This window comes from Nocardia blacklockiae (assembly GCF_015477355.1).
Classification (GTDB): domain Bacteria; phylum Actinomycetota; class Actinomycetes; order Mycobacteriales; family Mycobacteriaceae; genus Nocardia; species Nocardia blacklockiae.
Window position 1 is genome coordinate 49,987 of sequence record NZ_JADLRJ010000005.1, and the last position, 21,245, is coordinate 71,231.

Consider the following 21,245-nt stretch of genomic DNA (forward strand, 5'->3'; position numbering starts at 1 on the left):
GACGTTACGGTTGGCCGGTTACCTCGAGCCGCCGAAGAAGTCGAGCAGAACCTTGTTCACCGCTTCGGGCCGTTCCAGGTAGCCGTAGTGCCCGGCGTCGGGAATCTCCTGGTAACGCGCGCCGGGGATGACGTCGGCCACCTCGCGGGTCAGATATGCCGGGATCATCCGGTCGTCGGCGAAGCCCATGGCCAGGCTGGGCACCTTGATCCCGCGGTAGGCCTGCAGGCGGTCGAAGTCGTGGTCCATCTTGCGCTGCGCGCGGATGCCGGGGGTGACCGGGCCGCCGGTGAACTCGAACAGGTCCAGCCAGTCGCGCGCGGCGTTGCGGTCGGCCATGGTGGCCGGCGAGAGGTTCATCACCGCGGTCAGCGCGGCCTCGTACTTGGGCGGCAGTTTCACCCCGGAGGCGTCGAGTTCGTGCTCGCCGAGCGACAGCGTCTTCTGGAATTGATCGAGCCGCCCGTGCCCGGCCATGTAGACGGCCTTGCGGACCAGATCGGGCCGGGCCAGCGCCAGCTCCTGCGCCACCCGCGCGCCCATCGAGGTGCCCGCGACCAAGGCCGGGCCCTCGTCGAGCAGTTCGATCAGCCCGGCGGTGTCCTTCACCATGTCGTCGATGGTGATGCCGTGCGCGGACTCGCTCGACGGGGCGATGCCGCGATTGTCGAAGGTGCACACCCGATATCCGGCCGCCAGCAGCGCCGGCACCTGATGCAGTTCCCACACCCGCCCCGGGCTGCCGGTGCCCATGATCAGCACGACCAGCGGCGCCGCGCCCTTGGTGTCGGTGCCCTTGGCCTTGTCCCCCTTCACCTGGTAGTTCAGCGAGATTCCGTTCACCGTGGCCAACGGCATGATGCTGAGACCCTTCTTCCGCGTGCAATGACTGTTCTCCCCACGGTATAGGTATCCAGGGCCCGGCCGTTTCGCCACCGGCCCGCGTGGAATGCCGGTATGCGGACGCCCGATACCATTGACAACGCAGAACGAGACACGACCCCCGAGCCGAGAGGACACGATGATGGCCGCGAAGGGCGCCAACGACATCGCGGACGACGATCTGGAGCCGCTCGCCGACGAAACCGCACGGCAGGCTCAGCGCGTGGTCGCCGCGTATGCCAACGACGCGGACGAATGCCGGATGCTGCTGTCGATGCTCGGGATCGGGCCCAGCACCCGGACCGAATAACCGCCGCACACTCCACACAACTTCACGGGCTCGAGCAATCGGAGGATCCAGCAGTGGACCAGCAGAGCGAAGACCAGCACGATCTACCCCTGCACGCTGTACCGGATGCCGAGCCCGCCCCCTACCGGAGCGGCGACGCCGGGTCCGGCTTCGTCGTCGTCGCCAACCGGCTGCCGGTGGACCTGGAACGCCTGCCCGACGGGTCCACCCGCTGGAAGCGCAGTCCCGGCGGGCTGGTGACCGCGCTGGAACCGGTGCTCCGCAACAACAACGGCGCCTGGGTCGGCTGGGCCGGGGTGCCCGACGTCGACGTCGACCCGATCATCGAGGACGGCCTGGAGCTGCATCCGGTGCCGCTGTCGGGCGACGAGGTCGCCGACTACTACGAAGGCTTCTCCAACGGCACGCTCTGGCCGCTGTACCACGACGTGATCGTCCGCCCGGAGTACCAGCGCACCTGGTGGTCCGCCTACGTCAACGTCAACCGGCGTTTCGCCGAGCACACCGCCAAGGTGGCCGCGGAGGGCGCCACGGTCTGGGTGCAGGACTACCAGCTGCAATTGGTGCCGAAGATGCTGCGCATGCTCCGGCCGGACCTGACCATCGGCTTCTTCCTGCACATCCCGTTCCCGCCGGTGGAACTGTTCATGCAGCTGCCGTGGCGCACCGAGATCGTCGAGGGCCTGCTGGGCGCCGACCTGATCGGCTTCCACCTGCCCGGCGGCGCGCAGAACTTCCTGTACCTCGCGAGAAGGCTTGCGGGACAGCCCACTTCGCGCGGCACCATCGGCGTGCGCTCGAAAATGGGTGTGGTGCAGGTGGGTTTCCGGACGGTGCGGGTGGGCGCGTTCCCCATCTCGATCGCCTCCGCCGAACTCGACGAGCTGTCCCGTCGGCGGTCCGTGCGCGAACGCGCCGCGCAGATCCGTTCCGAGCTGGGCAATCCCAAGCACATCCTGCTGGGCGTGGACCGGCTGGACTACACCAAGGGCATCGATATCCGCCTGGAGGCGCTGGAGGAGCTGCTGCGCGAGGGCCGCCTCGACCCGGCCGACACCGTGATGGTGCAGCTGGCCACGCCGAGCCGCGAGCGGGTGGAGAGCTACATCCAGATGCGCGGCGACATCGAGCGGCAGGTGGGCCGGATCAACGGCGAATTCTCCCGTGTCGGTTTCCCGTTCGTGCACTACCTGCACCGGCCGATCCCGCGCGACGAGCTGGTCGCGTTCTTCGTCGCCGCCGACGCCATGCTGGTGACGCCGCTGCGCGACGGCATGAATCTGGTGGCCAAGGAGTACGTGGCCAGCCACAGCGGCCTCAACGGAGCCCTGGTGCTCAGCGAATTCACCGGTGCCGCAGCGGAATTGCGCCAGGCCTACCTGTGCAACCCGCACGATCTGGACAGCGTCAAGGACGCGATCGTGGCCGCCCTCGACGACGACCCCGACACCCGCCGCCGCCGCATGCGCGCGATGCGCCGGCAGGTGCTCACCCACGACGTGGACCGGTGGGCGCGGGCGTTCCTCGAGGCCCTGGCGCAGGACCGGGTCGCGGGCAGCGCGCTGCTCAGCGACGACGACGTGGACCCGGGCTCACGCTGACTCGGCGCGAATCCCCCTGCGGCGCGGTCAGATCGGGTTGACCTGACCGACCAGCCAGTGCCCGTCCTCCTTGTCGAGGGTGACGCGGACGCGGCTGGGGGTCACGGTGCCCTGCGGGGCGTCCTTGCTGGTGGTGATCTGGTTCAGGTACAGCAGCACGACCGCGTGCGAGCGGTCGGCGGACACCACGCCGCCGGCCTGGGTGTTGGCCTGGACGGTGAGTTCTTTCTCCTTGGCGCCCTTGGCGATCACGTCGGTGACCAGCTTCAGGTAGTCCTTGCGGAACTCGGGGGTGAGGCTGTCGCCCACCTTCGGCAGTTCGGTGTCGACGCTGTGGAAGTCGTAGCTGAACATGGCCTGCACGGTGCGGCGGGCGGCGTCGACGGATTGGGTGCGGGCCTGCTCGGCCTGGTTGTCGGACCAGAACCGGAAGCCGGTGAACCCGCCCGCGACCACGGCGGCCACGAAAAGGATTGCCGCACCGGCGATCAGGAGGGGGCGTAGTCGGTTTCTCATGCCACGAACTCCACTTGCGAGGCGGTCAGGTGGCCGTCGTCGCCGCGGGCGACGGTGACCCGGAAGCGGTAGTACCGCTGCTGCGGATCGGCGGAGGCCGCGTTGGTCAGCGTCTGCTTGGCGGCGATGAGCACCCGCGCGGAGTGGTCGTCCTCGCTCTCGATCGCCGTCTCGATGATCTCGCCGCTGGCCTTCACCTTGGCCTGCTGCACGACCTGCGCGTAGGCGTCCTTGCGCTCGGAGTACTCGGCCTTGAGCTGGCCCGACGCCACCGCGAGCACCCGATCGATGTCCTGCGGCGCGGTGTCGTCCTTGATGTTGGTGAGGTTGAGCACCGCCTGCTTGGCCGTCTGGGCGTAGTCGGCGCGCCGGGTATCCAGCGCGTCCGCGTGCCGCTGGTGATAGACGAAGAACCCGCCGGACCCGAGCAGCACCAGCGCGGACAACACCGCCACCACGGCGGCAACCCACCCCAGCCACCCGAGCCGCTTCTTACCGGAGGCCGATTCGCTCTCGCCCGCAGCCGTCTCCCCCGCGGGCTGCGCTCCCATCCGCACGGTCTCCGCGTCGGCGGACCCCGCATGCGCGGCATCGCCGGTAGACACCGTCCGCACCGTCTCGGCATCGGCAGCTCCCGCAGCCTCGGCGACGGACGCGGTGCGCACGGTATCGGCAGCTCCCGCGTGCGCTGTCGACGCCAAGCGCACGGTGTCGGCGTCCGGGGAGCCCGCGTGACCCGCCGTAGCGGATCCGAGTCGGACGGTGTCGGCGTCGGCAGTCGCGCCGCGCACCGTCTTGTCATCGTCGCTCGTGCTGCGGGCGGCAGGGGCTTCGGTCGTGGGTTCGGGGCGGGCGGGGGTGGTCGGGGTGGGTCCGTCGGTGGGCGGGTCGGCCGAGCGCACCACGCGACGGCGGGTGCGACCGGGAGTGGGGGTGTTCTCGCTCATTTCTGCTGCTCCTCGAGCATCGACTGCCAGCTCGACGGTACCGTGCCGGAACCGCCGCTCTGGATGTCGCCCTGTCGGTAGGTGCGGCCGTCGGGTCCCATGAAGGTGGCGCTCTTGGGGTCGTAGTGGGTGTTGAGCGACGCCGGATGGGTGTCGGCGCTCGCGGGCGCGGGGGCGTCGGCGGGCGGCTCCCCGGCCGAGGCGACCGGCTGCGGCGGCCCGGACGGCGGGTTGTTGCCCTCGGGCACGTAGCCCCGCGGATCCCGGCACAGCTCCGGCGTCGGCGCCCGCTTGCCCGGGACCTCCTGGCACGGGTAGTTGCGGATGCCGCGCACCGCCTCCTTGGACTCCTGCGGGATCTTGCAGTACAGCTCGGGCGTCTCCGGCACGGAGAACTCGTTGGGCGAGCGGCGCTGCTCGGGCGGCAGGAAGCCGGTGGTGCAGCCGGGCGGGTCGTTGAGACCGAGCATGAAGTCGACGATCGCGCCGTACTTGGTGGGCCCGCTCGCGGCGGTCAGCAGCGCGGAGACCATGGGCGGCAACACGACCAGGATCTGCTCCAGCCCCGCGTGATAGGTCACGCCGACCTGTCCCACGCTGACCAGATTCGAAAGCAGCAGCGGCAGCGTCGGTTTCAGGTCCTGGAAGGTGGAACTCACCTTCTCCGCCGCCGCGGGCGTCTTGTCGAGCAGGCCGCGCAGCGCCGGATCGTGTTCGCGCAGTTGGTCGGTGACGGTGGCGAGATCCCTGGTCCACGACCGCACCGCGGCATCGGACTGGTTCTGGGTGTCCAGCAGCGGCCCGATCTTCGCGAGCAGGTCCTTGGTCTCCCCGGTGTTCGCCTTGGCCTCCTGCACCAGCAGCGACGCCGAATCGATGAACTTCTGCAGATCCGGCCCGGCGCCGTTGAACGCGGTGAACGCGTCGTCGATGACCTCGCGCAGCTTGGTGTCGGAGATGCTGGCCAGCAGCCGGTCGGCCTGGTCCAGCATGGCCCCGACGTCCTGCGGAAGTTTGGTGCGCCCCACCGGAATCACCGACCCGTCGGCGAGATTGCCGCCGTGCGGCGACGCGGCCGGCACCAGATCGACGTACTGCTCGCCGATCGCGGACACGCTGCGCACGTAGGCGTCGACATCGGACGGGATCTTGTAGTCGCTGCCGATCGACAGCTTCGCGCTCACCCCTTCCCGGGTGAGCCGCACCTCGTCGACCTTGCCGACATTCGTTCCGCGGTAGGCCACGTTCGCGGTCGGGTACAGCCCGCCGGTCGCCTCGAGCTGCACGGTCACCCCGTAGCGCCCGATGCCGAACATGGCCGGCAGGTGCACGTAACTCGCGGACATCACCAGCAGGCCCACCACGGTCAGCACCGCGAAGATGACCAGCTGGGTCCGGACGAACTTGGTGAGCTTCACTGCCCCGGGCCTCCTTGCGGCGGAACCGTCAAACCGGGAATCGAGGGCAGGCCCGGAATCGGCGGCAGCCCAGGGATACTCGGCGCCGGCGGTGGTGGCTGCAGCGGCCCCTGCACGGGATCGCCCTTCTCCCCGGCGGTTCCGGCGATGGTGCCGAGCGCGGCCTCGACGCCGTACTTCGCCTGCACGCCACCGAACCGGCCGCCGAGCGGGGTGCCGGTGAGGAAGTTGGAATCCAGTCGCGCGCCGGTGATGTCGTAGGTGACGAACAAATTCATGTAGTCGCCCTTGACCGCCTGGTTGATGCCCTTGATCGGGAACGGGAAGGTCAGCAGCAGTTGCAGCGAGGCCGCCAGCCGATCGCCGGTGTCCGACAACGACTTCAGGGTCGGCCACAGGTCTGCCAGCTCGGCCTTCAGGTTGTCGCCGCCCTGCGCGATCAGCCGCTGCACCACATCCCCGAGATCGCCCAGCGCGGTGAGCGCGTGGGTGATGTTCTCGCGTCGATCGGCGAGCACGGTGAGCGCGGGGTGGATGTCCTGGATGGCCGCGGCGACCCGGTCCTTCTGCTGCGACAGCTGACCGGAGAACCGGTCCAATCCTTCCATCGCGCCGATGATGTCGCCGGTCTGCTGGTCCAGGGTGGTGGTCAGCTGGGTCAGCTGCGGCAACAGGTCGCGGATGGCGTCCTCGCGGCCGTTGAAGGTCGCGTTCAGCTCGTGGGTGATGGTCTCGAGCTGCGAGATGCCGCCGCCGTTGAGCACCACCGACAGCGACGACAGCGTCTGCTCGGTGGTCGGGAAGGCCCCGGCGCGATCCAGCGTGATCAGATCACCGTTCTTCAACTGTCCTTGCGGCGCAACGCCTTCGGGCGGCGCCAGCTCGACGTGGTTGCTGCCCAGTAGGCTGGTCTGGCCGATCCGCGCGATCGCGTTGGCGGGCAGCTTCACGTCCTTGTCGAGGCTGACGGTCACCAGCGCGTGCCAGTCCTCGACATCGATGCCGGTCACCGTTCCGACCGCCACGTCGTCGACCTTGACCGGCGAATTGCGGGTCAGCGTCGTGACATTCGGCATCTGGATCCGCACCTGCCAGGACCCTTCGCCGGTCCCGGCCGCGCCCGGCATCGGAAGCGTGTTCAGGCCGTCCCACTGGCAGCCGGTGGCGCCCAGCAGCACCGCCAGCCCGATCGCGACGCCGGCGATCCGCGTCCGTCGACGCCTGCTCATCATCGCCCTCCTCCCGGAACGGCCAGGCCCGCGATGTCACCCGGCACGCTGACCGGCGACTGACCGCCCGCCGCGCCGGCGAGATCCGGGGTGCTGTAGGTGAGCTGCTGCGGGAACACGGTCTGGGTGGAGGCCGGATTCACCAGCAGCGGCGGATAATTCATGACCAGCGAGTTGAGCACCGGCCCGAGGTACTGGCGGCACAGCTGCCCGGACTTGTCGGAGTCGTTGGCGCCGATGCCCTCCACCGCGCCGCACAGGAAGGCGATCGGGTTGGCGAAGTTGGTGCCGACGACCGCGCCCGCGAGCGAGCCCTGGGCGGGCTTGTAGATCTGGTAGAAGTTCACCAGCCCGGTCGGTCCGGAGTGCAGCACCCGCTCGAGCTCGGGCCGCTTGTCGGCCAGCAGCTGGGTGACGTCCTGCAGCCGCTGCACGCCCTCGGTGAGCGCGCCGCCGCGCTCGTCGAGGAACCGCTTCACGTCGGCCACCGCGGAGTCCAGATTGTCCAGTCCCGCACCGAGATCCGACGACACCCCGGCCAGTACCGACGACACCGAGGCCAGCCGGCCGCCGAACTGCACGATCTGATCGTTGCTCTTGGACAGCACGTCGACGAACTGCTGCAGATTGCGAATGGTGCCGAACAGATCGGTCCGGCCGTCGGAGAGCGTGTTCAGCGTGCTGGACAGCTCGCGCAAAGTGTCGCGCAGCGCCTGGGCGTTGCCGTTGCCGAGGTTGTCGGCCGCGGTGCCGATCACCCGGCCGAACGAGCCCTGCTCGTCCTCGCCGACCGGTCCCAGCGCCTGCGACAGCTTGGTCAGCTCCGCCTTGATGTCGTCCCACTCCACGGGGACCGCGGTGCGCTCGAGCGGGATCTCGGCGTCGTCGTGCAGCTTCGGCCCGCCGTTGTAGACGGGCGCCAGCTGCACGAACCGCGCCGACACCAGCGAGGGCGACACGGCCACGGCGTTCGCGTCGGCGGGGATGTCGACGCCGCGGTCGACCGTCATGGTCACCTTGACGCGGTCGCGGCCCGGCTCGATCGAATTGATCTTGCCGACCTTGACCCCGAGCACCCGCACGTCGTCCCCGGCGTAAAGGCCCGTCGTCGACGGAAAGTACGCCGTGACATGGGTTTTGCCGATATTGGTGACGGCCCCGTAGACGATCCAGCCGGCCAGGGCCACCACCAGGCCCGCGGCCACGTACCGCGCCCAGCGCGGCACCTTGCCGAATTTGCGCAGTGCGGTCATCGCGGCGGCTCCTGGATCGCGGGATTGGTCGTCAGCGGCGCGTTCAGGTACTCCTGGAACGATTGCGGCAGCCGATCCGGCCAGACCAGCGCGTCGACCAGCGGCCGGATCGTCACGCTGGAGATGTTGGACAGGTAGGACTGGAAATACGGGCCGCTGCCGACCTGCTCGCCCAGCGCCGCGGCGTACGGGCCGAGCTGTTCGAGCGCCGAGCCCAGGTTGTCCTTGTTCTTCTGCAACAGCGCCAGCACCGAATTCAGTTTGTCCAGAGCGGGTTTCAGCTGCGCCTCGTTGTCGGAGACGAAGCCGCTGAGCTGCTGGGCCAGCCCGTTCACATACACGATGAGCTGGCTCAGGGCGGTGCGCCGGGCGTCGAGCTCGCCGAGCAGGTCGTTGCCGTCCAGCAGCAGCGCGTTGATCTGGTTGGAGCGGTCCGCGAGCACCTTGGTGACATTCTGTGCGCGCCCGAGCAATTCGGTGAGCGCCTGGTCGCGATTGTTCAGGCTGCGGGAGAGCGCGGTGATGCCGTCGAGCGCCGACCGCAGCGGCGCGGGCGTGTCGGCGAAGGTCTGCGACAGCGTGTCCAGGGTCTGGTTCACCCGGTCCAGATCCAGCCCCTGCACGGTCTTGCTGAGATCACCGAGCGCGTCGTTGAGCGAGTACGGAGACCTGGTGCGCTCCAAGGGAATCGGGTCGTCGCGGCGCAGCGCCCCGGTGCCCTGCGGGTCCACCTCGAGCGACTTGCGGCCCAGCACGGTGTTGGTCTTGATCGCCGCGGAGGTCTTGTCCCCCAGCACGATCGCCTCGTCGAGGCTGAAACGCACCTTCACCTTGGGACCGTCGAGGCGCACCTCCTCGACCCGGCCCGAGCGCACCCCGGCCACCTGGACCTGGTCGCCGGGCAGCAGGCCGCCCGCGTCGGCGAAGAAGGCGCTGAACTCGGCGCCGCTGCGCACGAACGGGAGCCGGTCGAATTGCAACGCGGACAACGAGATCGCGATCGCCAGCACGACACCGACGACGCCGATCTGCAGCAGCGGGGACCGATTTCCGTTCACTGGCTCGCACACCTTCCGGTCGACTGATTGCCCGGCAGGTGCACTTCCATCGGCTTGCCGTCGGGACCGTCGGCGAGCATGGTGACGCCGCAGACGTACATGTTCAGGAACGACCCGTAGGACCCGACGCGGACCAGCTTCTTGTAGGTCTCCGGCAGCTGGTCGAAGATCGCCTGGAGATCGTCGGACTTGTCGTCGAGATTCTGCGACAGCTGCCCGAGCTGGCCGAAGGTCTGTTGCAGATCGGGCCGGGCCTGCTGGAGCAGGTCGGTCAGGTCGCCGGTGGCGCCGGCCAGGCGCGGCAGGGCGGCGCCGATCGGGTCCTTGTCCGCCGCCAGCCCGCTCACCAGCCGCTGCAGTTCGGTCAGCGTGGTGTCGAATTCCTTGCCGTGGTCGTCGATGGTGGCCAGCACCGTCTTCAGGTTGTCGATCACGCTGCCGATCAGCGCGTCCCGGTCGGCCAGCGTCTTGCTGAACGAGCCGGAGCTGTTCAGCAGGGTCACCAGCGCGCCGCCCTGACCCTGGAACACCTGCAGCAGCGCGCTGGTGAGGTCGTTGACCTGCGCCGGATCCAGCCCGCGCAGCAGCGGCTTGAAGCCGCCGAGCAGCAGGTCCAGATCCAGCGCGGGCTTGGTGCGGTCGGTGCCGAGGGTGCTGTTCTTCGACAGCGGCTGCGCGGTGCCCGGACCCTCCATCAGTTCCAGATACCGGTCGCCGACCAGGTTCTCGTAGCGCACGGCGGCCTGGGTGCTGGTGTAGAGGCGGTACTTGTTGTCGACGTCGAAATCGACGTGCGCGAGATGGTCCTTGCCGACGTACACCCGCTGCACCGACCCGACCGGCACCCCGGCGATGCGCACCTTCGCGCCCGGCAGCATGCCCGACGAGCTGGTGAACACCGCGTGGTAGCCGGTCTCGCGGGAGAAGCGCATCTGGCTGAAGATCACGCCGAGCAGCGCGAGCACCAGCACCATGACGAGGGTGAAGATGCTCAGCTTCACGGTCGAGGCGTGCGGTTTCATCCTCACGGGTTGGGCACCCCCGGCATTCCGGCGAACATCAGCTGAAAGACCCTGGGGCCGTTGAGATGCGAGTGCAGCTCGGGGGTCCACACCTCGCCCTCGGAGGTGTCGGTGACCAGGTAGTTGGAGTGGCTGCCCGGCACGCGGTCCATGATGTTCTCGCAGTGCGGGCCGCCGGTGGCGTTCACCTTGGGCAGGTCCTTCGGGTACTGGTAGGGCTCGCCGCCGGGCATGAAGCCGGCGTTCAGCAGCACGCCGGCGCCGCTGCCGCCGAAGATCTGGTTCATCACGTCGACGTTGGTGCCGATCCCCTCGACCACGCAGTTCAGCGCCGAACGGTACTGGTAGAGCAGATCGGTGGTGGGGCGCAACAGATCCAGGGCCGTCACCAGTGACTGCTCGTTGTCGCGCAGGATGGGCGTGGTGGTGTCGGCCAGGCCGATGAGATTCACGAGCATGGCGTCGAAGTTGCGCTCCTCGTCGACGATCGTGCCGCCGGTGACCGCGGCATTGTCGGTGCTGCGCAACAGATCCGGCACGGTGTCGGCGTACAGGTTGGTCACCGGGATCGAGGTCCGCAGGTCGCGTTGCAGGTCGGGCAGGCTCGGGTTGAAGTCCTTCAGCAACTGATCGCTGTCGACCAGCAATTGGCCGAGTTTGTCGCCGCGGCCCTCGAGCGCGGTGCCCAAAGCGGTGAGCGTGGCGTTCAGCTTCTCCGGCTGCACCTTCGCGAGCACGTCGGTCAAATGCTGGAACAGCGTATTGAATTCGACCGTCACGGCCTTGGCGCTCAGCGTCGAGCCCGGCCGCAGCGAATCCGTCGCCGGTTGTTCGGGCACCTCGAAATTCACGTACTTGGCGCCGAAGACGGTGGTGGACCGGATGTCCACACCGGCATTGGCGGGCACCAGCTTCAGCTGTTCCGGATCGACCGCCAGCTGCAACCGCGCATGGTCACCGGTATACGAAACGGACGCCACCCGGCCGATTTCCACGCCGCGAATCTTCACCTTCGCGTCGGGGTCGAGCACGAGGCCCGCGCGCGGCGCGTCGACGAAGACGGTCCGGGTGTCGGTGAAACCGCCGGCGAACATCGTCAGCGCGACCGCGACGACCGCCGCGAGGCTCAGCACGAAGGCCAGCCCGGCGAGTTTCACACCCCAGCCGGCACCGAATATCCGCCCGGCGCCGTCCTTTTCGACCAGTTTGTTTGCCGCCATACCGCCTACCCGGAGAGATGGAAATTGCCGGAGGTGCCGTAGATGGCCAGCGAGACCAACAGGGTCACCGTCACCACCGCGACCAGCGACGCGCGCACCGCGTTACCGACCGCGACGCCGACGCCGACCGGGCCGCCCGAGGCGTGATAGCCGTAATAGGTGTGGATCAGCATGACCGCCAGGGCCATGAAGATCGCCTGCACGAACGACCACAGAATGTCGCTGGGAATCAGGAACGTGGAGAAGTAGTGGTCGTACACGCCCGCCGACTGCCCGTAGATCACCACGGTCGCGAACCGGCTGGCCACGAACGACGCGATCACCGCGAGCGCGTACAGCGGAATGATCGCGATCATTCCGGCCAGCACCCGGGTCCCGATGAGAAACGGCACCGGGCGAATGGCCATCGATTCCAGCGCGTCGATCTCCTCGGCCACCCGCATCGCGCCCAATTGCGCGGTGGCGCCGGCGCCGATGGTCGCCGCGAGGCCGATTCCGGAAATCACCGGCGCCGCGATGCGGACATTGATGAACGCCGCGAAGAAGCCCGTCAGCGCCTCGACGCCGATATTGCCCAGCGAACTGTAGCCCTGCACCGCGATGGTGCCGCCGGCGAACAGCGTCAGGAATCCGACGATCACCACCGTGCCGCCGATCACCGCGAGTGCGCCACTGCCCATGCTGATCTCGGCGATCAACCGAATGGTTTCGGTGCGGTAGTGCGTGAGCGCGCGCGGGACCGCTGCCATCGACTGCGCGTAGAAGAGTGCATGCCGCCCGATGTTGTCGAGCGAGTCGGACAACCTCCGCACTCGTCGCACAGTACGCGGGAAGCGGGATTCGATCACGAAGGCCATGCCGTCACCGCACCGTGAACTTGATGCCGACGGCGGTGACCACGACGTTCACCACGAACAGCGCCATGAAGGAGAACACCACCGTCTGATTGACCGCGTCACCGACACTCTTGGGACCGCCTCTGACATTGAGTCCGAGGTAGCACGCCACCAGCCCGGCGATCAGGCCGAACAGCGTGGCCTTCACCTCGGAGATGACCAATTCGGGCAGATGTGTCAGCAGCGTGATCCCGTTGACGAAGGCGCCGGGATTGACGCCCTGGAGGAATACCGAGAACAAGAAGCCGCCGACGATGCCGATCGTGCACACCAGGCCGTTGAGCAACGCCGCGACGAACATCGACGCCAGCACGCGCGGCACCACCAACCGGTGCACGGGATCGATGCCGAGCACGCGCATGGCGTCGATCTCCTCGCGAATGGTGCGCGCGCCCAGGTCCGCGCAGATCGCGGTGGCGCCCGCGCCCGCCACGATCAGCACGGTGACCATCGGCCCGATCTGGGTGACCGCGCCGAACGCGGCGCCCGCACCGGACAGGTCGGCCGCGCCGATCTCGCGCAGCAGGATGTTGAGCGTGAAGCTCACCAGCACGGTGAACGGGATGGCGACCAGCAGGGTCGGGGCGATCGAGACGCGCGCGACGAACCAGGACTGGTCGATGAACTCCCGGCGCTGGAACGGGGGCCGCACCAGGGCCCGCGCCACGGCGGCGGTGAGTTCGAAGAAGCCCCCTACCGCTTGCATCGGCACGGCGAGAACCTGGTTCATTCCGCGATTCCTCCTTGCCGTGCCTTGCACATACTGCCTGTGACGGCGCGCGGCGCGGCGCCGATGCCGTCTCGAAGATTAGAACATGTTCATCTGCATTCTGGACAGAATTTCGAGTTTTGAGCTGCCCATTTCTCTCGAACCGTAATCAAGAGTTAGAACCTGTTCATACGGCGTACAGGTCTCCTTTGTGAGGAGGCGCACACCACCCGAAGTCCATGTCTACCAACTGCCCGACCGCTGATCAACCGACGTGCGGGGCAGCCGCCCTCAGTTGGCCGCTCAGCCGAGATCGTGCAGCGCCGCCGCGGAAAACGTACGCCCCGACGGTCGCTCGGCGAAGTAGGCGCCGAGGGTGTCGGCCAGCGCGGCGGGCGACCATTCCGCGCCCTCGGCGTCGAAGCGCCGCTCCACCTCGGGGGCCGCCATCAAGGCGACCATCGGCCCGTAGACCACGAAGACCTGTCCGCTGATCGCCGCCGCACCCGGCGCGGCCAGGTAGGCGACCAGCCGGGCCACGTGCTCGGGCGCCAGCGGGTCGACCTCGCCCTCCGGCGCCGCCGAGAAGACCTTCTCGGTCATCGCGGTGCGCGCCCGCGGGCAGATCGCGTTGGCCTTGACGCCGAAGCGCGCCAAGGCGCGCGACGCGGACAAGGTGAGCGCGGTGATGCCGGCCTTGGCGGCCGCGTAGTTCGCCTGCCCCTCGGGGCCGAGCAGACCGGCCTCGGAGGCGGTGTTGATCAACCGCCCGTACACCGGCTCGCCGGCCTGCTTGGACTTGCCGCGCCAGTAGGCGGCGGCGTTGCGCGACAACAGGAAGTGCCCGCGCAGATGCACGGCGAGCACCGCGTCCCAGTCCTCGTCGGACATGTTGAACAGCATCCGGTCGCGGGTGATGCCGGCATTGTTGACCACGATGTCGACACCGCCGAAGGTCTCCTCGGCGGTGGCGATCAGCGCATCGGCGGTCGCCCGCTCGGCAACGCTGCCGGCGACGAATTCCGCCTTGGCGCCGAGCGCCCGGATATCGGCCAGCGTCGCGGCCACCGCGTCGTTCTCGGCCAGATCGTTGACGACCACCGCCGCACCGGCGCCGGCCAGCGCGAGCGCCTCGGCCCGGCCCAGTCCGGCACCGGCTCCGGTCACAATCGCCACTCGGCCGGACAGACTCAGTTCGCTTTCAACCACGCCGTGACTCTAGAACGTGTTCCAGTTCACGGCAAGCATCGGGTCACTCGAGTTTGAGGGCCGCCTTCGGGCACTGCGCCACCGCGGTCTCGACATCGGCCAGGCGATCCGCGGGCACCTCGGTCACCGCCACGTGCAGCATGTCCTCGTCGTCGAGTTCGAAGACGTCGGGCGCGATTCCGACGCAGATCCCGTTGGCCTCGCACTGATCGAAGTCCACACTCAGCTTCATTGACAACTCCCTTTGCCGCAGATGGTGCCGAGCCTACAAGCCATTCCCGGCCGCCGCGGCTGAAGCGGCCGGATCCGCGCTCCATACTGGAACATGTTTCAGTCGATGTGCAATGATCGGTGCTACCGCCCCGCGCCATACCGAACGGCTATCGAACGAGTGATGAGGTAACCCGCCATGCGGATTGCGTATACCCCGCAACAGGAACAACTGCGCGCCGAGCTGCGCGAGTACTTCGCCGAGCTGATCACTCCGGAACGCCGCGCGGCGTTGTCGGCGCAGACCGGCGAATACGGCCACGGCGACGTCTACCGCGAGGTCGTGCGGGACATGGGCCGCGACGGCTGGCTCGCGCTGGGCTGGCCGAAGGAGTTCGGCGGCCAGGACCGCTCCACCATGGATCAGCTGATCTTCACCGACGAGGCCGCGATCGCGGGCGCGCCGGTGCCGTTCCTGACCATCAACTCGGTGGCGCCGACGATCATGCACTACGGCACCGAGGAGCAGAAGCGGTTCTTCCTGCCCAAGATCGCGGCGGGCGAACTGCACTTCTCCATCGGCTACTCCGAGCCCGGGGCCGGCACCGACCTGGCCTCGCTGCGCACCTCCGCGGTGCGCGACGGCGACGACTGGGTGATCAACGGGCAGAAGATGTGGACCAGCCTCATCCAGTACGCCGACTACATCTGGCTGGCCGCCCGCACCGACCCGAATGCCAAGAAGCACAAGGGCATCAGCATGTTCATCGTGCCGACCACGGCCGAGGGCTTCTCCTGGACGCCGGTGCACACGATGGCCGGGCCGGACACCAGCGCCACCTACTACCAGGACGTGCGGGTGCCGCACACCGCGATGGTCGGGCCCGAGAACGGCGGCTGGTCGCTGGTCACCAACCAGCTCAACCACGAGCGGGTGGCGCTGACCTCCGCCGCGCCGCTGCAGCTGGCGCTGAACCAGACCGTCGAATGGGCCAGGGAGACCAAGGATTCCAATGGCGCCCGGGTCATCGACGGCGAGTGGGTGCGGCTGAACCTGGCCCGCGTGCACGCCAAGATCGAGTACCTGAAGCTGCTGAACTGGGAGATCGCCTCGGGCGCCGACGCCGGCGGCGACGCCGCGCCGCGGCCGTGGGACGCCTCCACCTGCAAGGTGCTGGGCACCGAGCTGGCCACCGAGGCCTACCGCCTGCTCATGGAGGTGCTGGGGCCGCAAGCCTACCTGCGCCAGGACTCCCCGGGGGCCGCGCTGCGCGGGCGGCTCGAGCGCATGCACCGCGCCTGCTTGATCCTGACCTTCGGCGGCGGCACCAACGAGGTGCAGCGCGACATCATCGCCATGACCGCCCTGAAGCAGCCGGCCGCGGCGCGTTGACCGAAAGCTGAGTAACCATCATGGATTTCACGAATACCGAAGCACAGCAGGATCTGGCCCGGCTCACCGGTGAGGTGTGCGGGAAGCTGGTCACCGCCGATCGGCTGCGCGAACTCGACACCGCGCCGGTGCGTTTCGACGAGCCGCTGTGGCGGTCGCTGGGCGAGACCGGAGTACTGGCGGCGACGCTGCCGGAGTCCGTCGGCGGCAGCGACCTGGGCGCGCTGGAGCAGACCGCGGTGCTGCGCGAGCTGGGCAAGCACGTCGCGGCGGTGCCGTACCTGTGGTCGGTCGTGCTCGGCGCGGGCGCGCTGGCCGCCTTCGGCTCGGACGCGCAGCGCGAGCACGCCGCGAAAGCCGCTGCGGGCGACGCGATTCTGACGGTCGCGCTGTCCGAGGAGCGCAACTGGGAGCCGACCCGGCCCACCACCACCGCCACCCCGGACGGTGACGGGTGGCGGCTGACCGGCGCCAAGACCGTGACGCCCTACGCCGAGCAGGCGTCGCGAATCCTGGTGTCGGCGAATGTGTCCGGCGCTGCCGCCGCCTTCCTGGTCGATCCCGCGGCCGCGGGCGTGCGGGTGACGGGACAGCAGGTGGTCGACCGCAGCCCGGAGGCCGAACTCGAATTCGACAGCGCCCCCGCCGAATTGGTGGGCACGGTCGAGCAGGGCGCGGAGATCCTGGACTGGCTGCTGGCCCGCGGCTGGCTGGGGCTGGCCGCCCAGCAGCTGGGCACGCTGGAGCGCGCGCTGGAGCTGGTGGCCGAATACGGCCGGGAGCGTGAGCAATTCGGCCGCAAGATCGGCAGCTTCCAGGCGGTGGCGCAGCGCCTGTCCGACGGCTACATCGACCTGCAGGGCCTGCGGCTCGCCGTGACCCAGGCGGCCTGGCTGCTGTCGGAGGGCCTGCCCGCCGAGCCGGAGATCCACACGGCCAAGTTCTGGGCCGCCGAGGCCGGCCACCGCATCGCCCACACCGTGGTCCACGTGCACGGCGGCGTCGGCATCGACCGCGACCACATCGTCCACAACTACTTCACCGCCGCCAAACACAACGAGTTCGCCCTCGGCGGCGCCACCGACCACCTCCGCGCCCTCGGCGCCCACCTGGCCGGTTAGTCGCTCGGACCCGAGCCGCCCGCACTTCGCTTCGAGTGCGGGCGGTTTCGTCCGTCCATCACCTCGGCGCGGGGCACTCCTGTCGTCCCGGCGCGGTAACCCGTCGACCCGGTACGGCACACCTCCGTCATTCCGGCGTGTTCTTGGCCGGAATCCACACTGCGGGGGTGGATCCCGGCCAAAAGCATGCCGGGATGACTAGGCAGACATGCCGGGAGGACTAGGAAGGCATGTCGGGGATCGGCTTTGCGCGGGTGAGGATTTCGTCGACCGTCTGGGCGACGGTGAGGTTGGTGGTGTCGAGCCAGAGGCCGATGCGGGGGGTTTCGGTGTGGAGAGTCTGGTCGAGGTCGGTGACGGTGAAGGTGCCGTAGGCCTTCTTGGTGCGGGCGGCCTCGCGCTGGGCTACGGCCTCTGGGCGCGGGGCGAGGACGACGACGTAGAGCGGGCGGGTGCGGATCTGCGCGATCGTGTAGGGGAGGAACTCGCCGAGGATCACGTCCTGCAGCACGGCGGTGAAGCCCGCGGCCGCGTAGCCGTCCGCCGCCTGGGCCGCCAGGCGGTGCCGCAGGCGCAGTTGCTCGAGGGCTTCCGGAGTCGGCTCGGGCGACATCGGCTCGAAGCCGCGCACCACGAATCGGCGGAAGGCGTCCCCGCGCACATGCGCCGAGCGGTCGAGCCGTTCGGCAAGCGCTTGTGCCACAGTCGACTTCCCGGCCGCCTGAATGCCGGTGAGCAGATAGACCGCCGCGCCGCGGTGGCCGATGTCGTTCGAATCGGTCATAGCCGGACGGTAACCGGGGCTCCCACCGCACCGCAGCCCAATTTCGGCCGCCCAGGTATTTCGTTACGGTCGGCAACCTTCCGATGAGTTTCGGCGGCCCGCGTCGTCCGAACCGATGTAGCCGCACCCGACTGCGCCGTCGAAAGGGGCCTGCCATGGCCAGCAAGATGATCTTCCTGAACCTGCCCGTCACCGACCTGGACCGGTCCAAGTCCTTCTACGAGGCCCTGGGCTGGAAGGTGAATCAGGATTTCACCGACGACAATGCCGCCTGCGTCGTCGTCGACGACAACATCTGCCTCATGCTGTTGGTGAAACCCTTCTTCCAGACCTTCACCTCGCGCCCGATCGCCGACACCCGCGCGGCCACCGGCTCGGTCTACGCGCTCTCCCTGAGCAGCGCGCAGGAGGTCGACGAACTCACGACCGCGGCGCTGGCGGCGGGCGCCACAGAGGAACTCGACGAGGCGAAACGCGCGCAGGAGGCCCAGGTCGGCATGCACGGCCGCAGCTTCATCGACCCGGACGGCCACCACTGGGAGCCCTTCTGCATGGCCTATCCGGGCAGCTGACCGCCCGCGCCCCCTACACCCGCAGCTCCGGCGGCAGCCCGAACAGCGGGAACATCCGGTCGGTATCCAGGAAGAAGTGCAGGCCGCTGATCTGCTTACCCTCGAGTTCGAGCACGGTGATCGACCACGGGTGGTACACACCGGGTTCCGCGGTGGGCTTGTAGTGCCCGAAGGCCGGCAGGCCGTTGGCGCCCGCCAGCGGGACCATCTTCGAGCCGCGGCACTCGTGCCCCGTGGTGACCATGAACCGGGCGACGTTCTCCGGGCCGGAGACCCACAGCTCGAACGGCGGCATGGACAGCGCCACGTCCTGCTTCAGCAGGGAGGTGAGGGTGTCCATGTCGTAGGCCTCGAAGGCCTGCACGAAACTGTCGACCAGCTTGCGCTGCTTCTCGTCGGACTCGTCGTAGCCGCCCGACTCCTTCGGCTGCACCTTGGACATGGTGGCGCGGGCCCGCTGCAGGGCGCTGTTCACCGAGGCCGGCGACATCATGAGCATGTCGGCGGTCTCGTTGGCGGAGAAGCGGAGTACCTCGCGCATGATGAGGATGGCGCGCTGGGTGGCGGGCAGATGCTGCACCGCGGCCACGAAGGCCAGCCGCAGCGAATCCTTCGCGGTGGCGTGCTCGGCCGGGTCGGCGCCGAAGGCCATGCCGTTCGGGATCGGCTCGACCCAGACGTAATCCGGCTGCGCGGGCGGCAGCGGGGTGTCCGGACTGGACGGACCCGACAGGTCCATCGGCCGGGCCCGCCGCTGCGGCCCGTCCAGCATGTCCAGGCAGACGTTGGTGGTGATCTTGTACAGCCACGACCGCAGGCTGGACCGGCCCTCGAACGAGTCGTAGGCCTTCCACGCCCGGGTGAACGCGTCCTGCACGGCATCCTCGGCCTCGAACGAGGAACCCAGCATGCGGTAGGCGTAAGCGCACAGCTCCCGCCGATACCCCTCGAACTGCTCCAGCACCTCGTGTGTGACCTCGGTCGCGGTGCCGGCGGAACTGCCCAGCTTGCTCATGGACACACTCTGGCACACGGCACCGACAAGAAACACCCCAGCTTTGCGGGCTTCCGAGTCTCAAACGTGACATGAGTCACGGCCGTTCCGAACCGGACAATCCGGCCGCTCTCCCGTCGTTCCGGCCGGAAGTTTCACCCGGAACGACCGGAGGGCCGACCGCCGCTATTTGGTGGCCGGTGCGGGCGCGTCCTCGTCGGCCGCGCGGGACTCCGCGTGCGCGTGCGCCCACTTGTAGTCCGGCTTGCCGGCCGGCGAGCGCTTGATCTCGTCCACGTACCAGATGCTGCGGGGCTGCTTGTAGGAGGAGATCTCCCGCGTCAGCACCGGGCGCAGCTCGTCGAGGCTCGGTCGCTTACCGGAGCGGCACTGCACCACCGCGGCCACCCGCTGACCCCAGCGCTCGTCCGGGACGCCGATGACCAGCGCGTCGAGGACCTCGGGGTGACACTTGAGCGCGCCCTCGACCTCCTCGGGGTAGATCTTCTCGCCGCCGCTGTTGATGCTCACCGAACCGCGGCCGAGCATGGTGACGGTGCCGTCCTCCTCCACCCGGGCGTAGTCCCCGGGGATGGAGTAGCGAATCCCGTTGAACTCCTTGAACGTCGCCGCGGTCTTCACCGGGTCGTTGTAGTAGCCGACCGGGATGTGCCCCTTGCGCGCCAGCAGCCCGACCTGCCCGGAGCCCGGGACCACCGGGTTGCCGTTCTCGTCGAGCACCTCGGTGGAGGCGTCGATCTTCACCCGCGGGCCGCCGGTGTGGGTGGCGCCCTTGGACACCACCGACAGCCCGCCGAAGCCGGTCTCCGAGGAGCCGATCGAGTCGGTGATGACGGTGTTGGGCAGCAGCTCGATGAACTCGTCCTTCAGCGCGGGCGAGAACAGCGCGGCGCTGCTGGCCATCGCCCACAGGTTCGAATGCTGGTACGGCTCACCGGTTTCCGGGTTCCCGGCCTTCAGCGCGTCGAGCATCGGCCGCGCCATGGCGTCGCCGGTAATGAAGATCATGTTGATGCCGTGGCGGTCGATCGCCTGCCACACGCCGTGCCCGCTGAACTCCGGCAGCATGACGGTCTTGCCGCCGTCGAACAGGCCGTGGAAGGTCGCGGTCTGCGAACCGCCGTGGATCATCGGCGGGATCGGGTAGCGCACCATCTGCGCGTTGCCGGCGCCGGCCTTGGCCTGCTGCCACTCGTCCTGCACGTACTCGCCGGTGAGGAAGTTGATGCCGCCGCCGAGCACCCGCCACCAGTCCTCGTGCCGCCACATCACGCCCTTGGGCATGCCGGTGGTGCCGCCGGTGTAGAGCATAAAGATGTCGTCGGGCGAGCGGTCGCCGAAGTCGCGTTCGCCGTGTGAGGCCGCCAGCGCCTCCTCGTAGCCGATCGAGTCGGCCGCGGTGGGCGCGTCGGTGCCGTCGTCCACGACCAGCACGGTCTTCAGCTTCGGGGTGTTCGGCCGGACGCCGGCCACCCGGTCGGTGTACCGCCGCTCGTGAATCAGCGCGACCATATCCGAATTGTCGAAAATATATTGCAACTCGTTCTCGACGTATCGGAAGTTGATGTTGATCATCACCGCCCGCGCCTTGAACACCGCCACCATGGCCTCCACGGCCTCGATGGTGTTGCGCGAGTAGATGCCGACCTTGTCCCCCGGCCCCACACCCTGTTCCTGCAGGTAGTGCGCGAGTCGGTTGGTCCGGTCCTCCAGCTGGGCGTACGTCACCGACCGGGTGTCGTCAGCCAGAGCGACGCGGTCCGGCACGAGGTCGACGGTGTGTTCGACAAGGTCCGCTATGTTGTAGCTCACAGGACAAAAATAGAACGTGTTCTTGGTCCTGACAAGAGTCAATTTACACCGTTTACGAATTCGATCGT

The 21,245-nt window shown here is 68.4% G+C and carries 21 protein-coding genes; 5 read left to right on the forward strand and 16 right to left on the reverse strand.

Translation table 11 applies throughout. From position 1 onward, the window contains the following. Positions 1–18: 18 nt before the first annotated feature. The gene (locus IU476_RS16450; protein ID WP_195101105.1) at positions 19–858 is read right to left on the reverse strand and encodes an alpha/beta fold hydrolase; all 840 of its coding nucleotides are present in this window, start codon (positions 856–858) and stop codon (positions 19–21) included. Positions 859–1,024: 166 nt separating this feature from the next. Here IU476_RS16450 and IU476_RS16455 point away from each other — a divergent pair, with 166 nt between their 5' ends. Further along, the gene (locus tag IU476_RS16455) at positions 1,025–1,192 is read left to right on the forward strand and encodes a hypothetical protein (protein WP_195101107.1); all 168 of its coding nucleotides are present in this window, start codon (positions 1,025–1,027) and stop codon (positions 1,190–1,192) included. Positions 1,193–1,281: 89 nt separating this feature from the next. After that, the gene (locus tag IU476_RS16460) at positions 1,282–2,793 is read left to right on the forward strand and encodes an alpha,alpha-trehalose-phosphate synthase (UDP-forming) (protein WP_195101953.1); all 1,512 of its coding nucleotides are present in this window, start codon (positions 1,282–1,284) and stop codon (positions 2,791–2,793) included. A 27-nt stretch (positions 2,794–2,820) separates the two neighbouring features. On the opposite strand, the gene IU476_RS16465 is transcribed toward IU476_RS16460, so the two are convergent. The 12 genes from IU476_RS16465 to IU476_RS16520 form a co-directional block, all read right to left on the reverse strand. Beyond that, positions 2,821–3,309, reverse strand: a complete 489-nt coding sequence (locus IU476_RS16465) for an Rv1363c family protein (RefSeq protein WP_195101109.1) — start codon at positions 3,307–3,309, stop codon at positions 2,821–2,823. After that, positions 3,306–4,256 carry an Rv1363c family protein gene (locus IU476_RS16470; protein ID WP_195101111.1) on the reverse strand — a complete coding sequence of 317 codons (951 nt, stop codon included), beginning with the start codon at positions 4,254–4,256 and terminating at the stop codon, positions 3,306–3,308. Before IU476_RS16470 ends, IU476_RS16465 begins: the two co-directional genes overlap by 4 nt. After that, positions 4,253–5,674 (reverse strand): MCE family protein, encoded by a 1,422-nt coding sequence (locus IU476_RS16475; protein WP_195101113.1) that lies wholly within the window; start codon positions 5,672–5,674, stop codon positions 4,253–4,255. The genes IU476_RS16470 and IU476_RS16475 overlap by 4 nt, the downstream gene beginning before the upstream one ends. Continuing rightward, entirely contained in the window at positions 5,671–6,903 is a 1,233-nt protein-coding gene (locus IU476_RS16480) for an MCE family protein (protein WP_195101115.1), read from the reverse strand. The genes IU476_RS16475 and IU476_RS16480 overlap by 4 nt, the downstream gene beginning before the upstream one ends. Continuing rightward, positions 6,903–8,156: an MCE family protein gene (locus tag IU476_RS16485; protein ID WP_195101118.1), complete on the reverse strand. Its 1,254-nt coding sequence runs from the start codon at positions 8,154–8,156 to the stop codon at positions 6,903–6,905. The genes IU476_RS16480 and IU476_RS16485 overlap by 1 nt, the downstream gene beginning before the upstream one ends. Next, positions 8,153–9,214: an MCE family protein gene (locus tag IU476_RS16490; RefSeq protein ID WP_195101121.1), complete on the reverse strand. Its 1,062-nt coding sequence runs from the start codon at positions 9,212–9,214 to the stop codon at positions 8,153–8,155. Before IU476_RS16490 ends, IU476_RS16485 begins: the two co-directional genes overlap by 4 nt. Further along, complete coding sequence (locus IU476_RS16495) at positions 9,211–10,236, reverse strand: MCE family protein (RefSeq protein ID WP_195101954.1); 1,026 nt, start codon at positions 10,234–10,236, stop codon at positions 9,211–9,213. Before IU476_RS16495 ends, IU476_RS16490 begins: the two co-directional genes overlap by 4 nt. A gap of 2 nt (positions 10,237–10,238) precedes the next feature. Next, the gene (locus IU476_RS16500) at positions 10,239–11,456 is read right to left on the reverse strand and encodes an MCE family protein (RefSeq protein ID WP_195101122.1); all 1,218 of its coding nucleotides are present in this window, start codon (positions 11,454–11,456) and stop codon (positions 10,239–10,241) included. 5 nt (positions 11,457–11,461) lie between these two features. Further along, positions 11,462–12,313, reverse strand: coding sequence for an MlaE family ABC transporter permease (locus IU476_RS16505; protein WP_195101123.1), 852 nt, complete (start codon positions 12,311–12,313; stop codon positions 11,462–11,464). A gap of 4 nt (positions 12,314–12,317) precedes the next feature. Then, a complete protein-coding gene (locus tag IU476_RS16510; protein ID WP_195101124.1) occupies positions 12,318–13,082 on the reverse strand; it encodes an MlaE family ABC transporter permease in 765 nt (254 codons plus the stop codon). Between the two features lie 282 nt (positions 13,083–13,364). Beyond that, the gene (locus IU476_RS16515; RefSeq protein ID WP_195101125.1) at positions 13,365–14,270 is read right to left on the reverse strand and encodes a 3-oxoacyl-ACP reductase; all 906 of its coding nucleotides are present in this window, start codon (positions 14,268–14,270) and stop codon (positions 13,365–13,367) included. A gap of 43 nt (positions 14,271–14,313) precedes the next feature. Beyond that, complete coding sequence (locus tag IU476_RS16520; protein WP_195101127.1) at positions 14,314–14,502, reverse strand: ferredoxin; 189 nt, start codon at positions 14,500–14,502, stop codon at positions 14,314–14,316. A gap of 177 nt (positions 14,503–14,679) precedes the next feature. Here IU476_RS16520 and IU476_RS16525 point away from each other — a divergent pair, with 177 nt between their 5' ends. Next, on the forward strand, positions 14,680–15,873 hold the full coding sequence (locus IU476_RS16525) for an acyl-CoA dehydrogenase family protein (protein ID WP_195101129.1): 1,194 nt from the start codon (positions 14,680–14,682) through the stop codon (positions 15,871–15,873). Between the two features lie 20 nt (positions 15,874–15,893). Further along, positions 15,894–16,994, forward strand: a complete 1,101-nt coding sequence (locus IU476_RS16530; protein WP_195101131.1) for an acyl-CoA dehydrogenase family protein — start codon at positions 15,894–15,896, stop codon at positions 16,992–16,994. A gap of 220 nt (positions 16,995–17,214) precedes the next feature. On the opposite strand, the gene IU476_RS16535 is transcribed toward IU476_RS16530, so the two are convergent. After that, a complete protein-coding gene (locus IU476_RS16535; protein WP_195101133.1) occupies positions 17,215–17,778 on the reverse strand; it encodes an AAA family ATPase in 564 nt (187 codons plus the stop codon). 155 nt (positions 17,779–17,933) lie between these two features. On the opposite strand from IU476_RS16535, the gene IU476_RS16540 reads away from it, so the two are divergent. Next, entirely contained in the window at positions 17,934–18,350 is a 417-nt protein-coding gene (locus IU476_RS16540; protein ID WP_195101134.1) for a VOC family protein, read from the forward strand. Positions 18,351–18,363: 13 nt separating this feature from the next. On the opposite strand, the gene IU476_RS16545 is transcribed toward IU476_RS16540, so the two are convergent. Further along, the gene (locus IU476_RS16545; protein WP_195101135.1) at positions 18,364–19,365 is read right to left on the reverse strand and encodes a sigma-70 family RNA polymerase sigma factor; all 1,002 of its coding nucleotides are present in this window, start codon (positions 19,363–19,365) and stop codon (positions 18,364–18,366) included. 165 nt (positions 19,366–19,530) lie between these two features. Then, the gene (locus IU476_RS16550) at positions 19,531–21,177 is read right to left on the reverse strand and encodes an acyl-CoA synthetase (protein ID WP_195101136.1); all 1,647 of its coding nucleotides are present in this window, start codon (positions 21,175–21,177) and stop codon (positions 19,531–19,533) included. Positions 21,178–21,245: the final 68 nt, after the last annotated feature.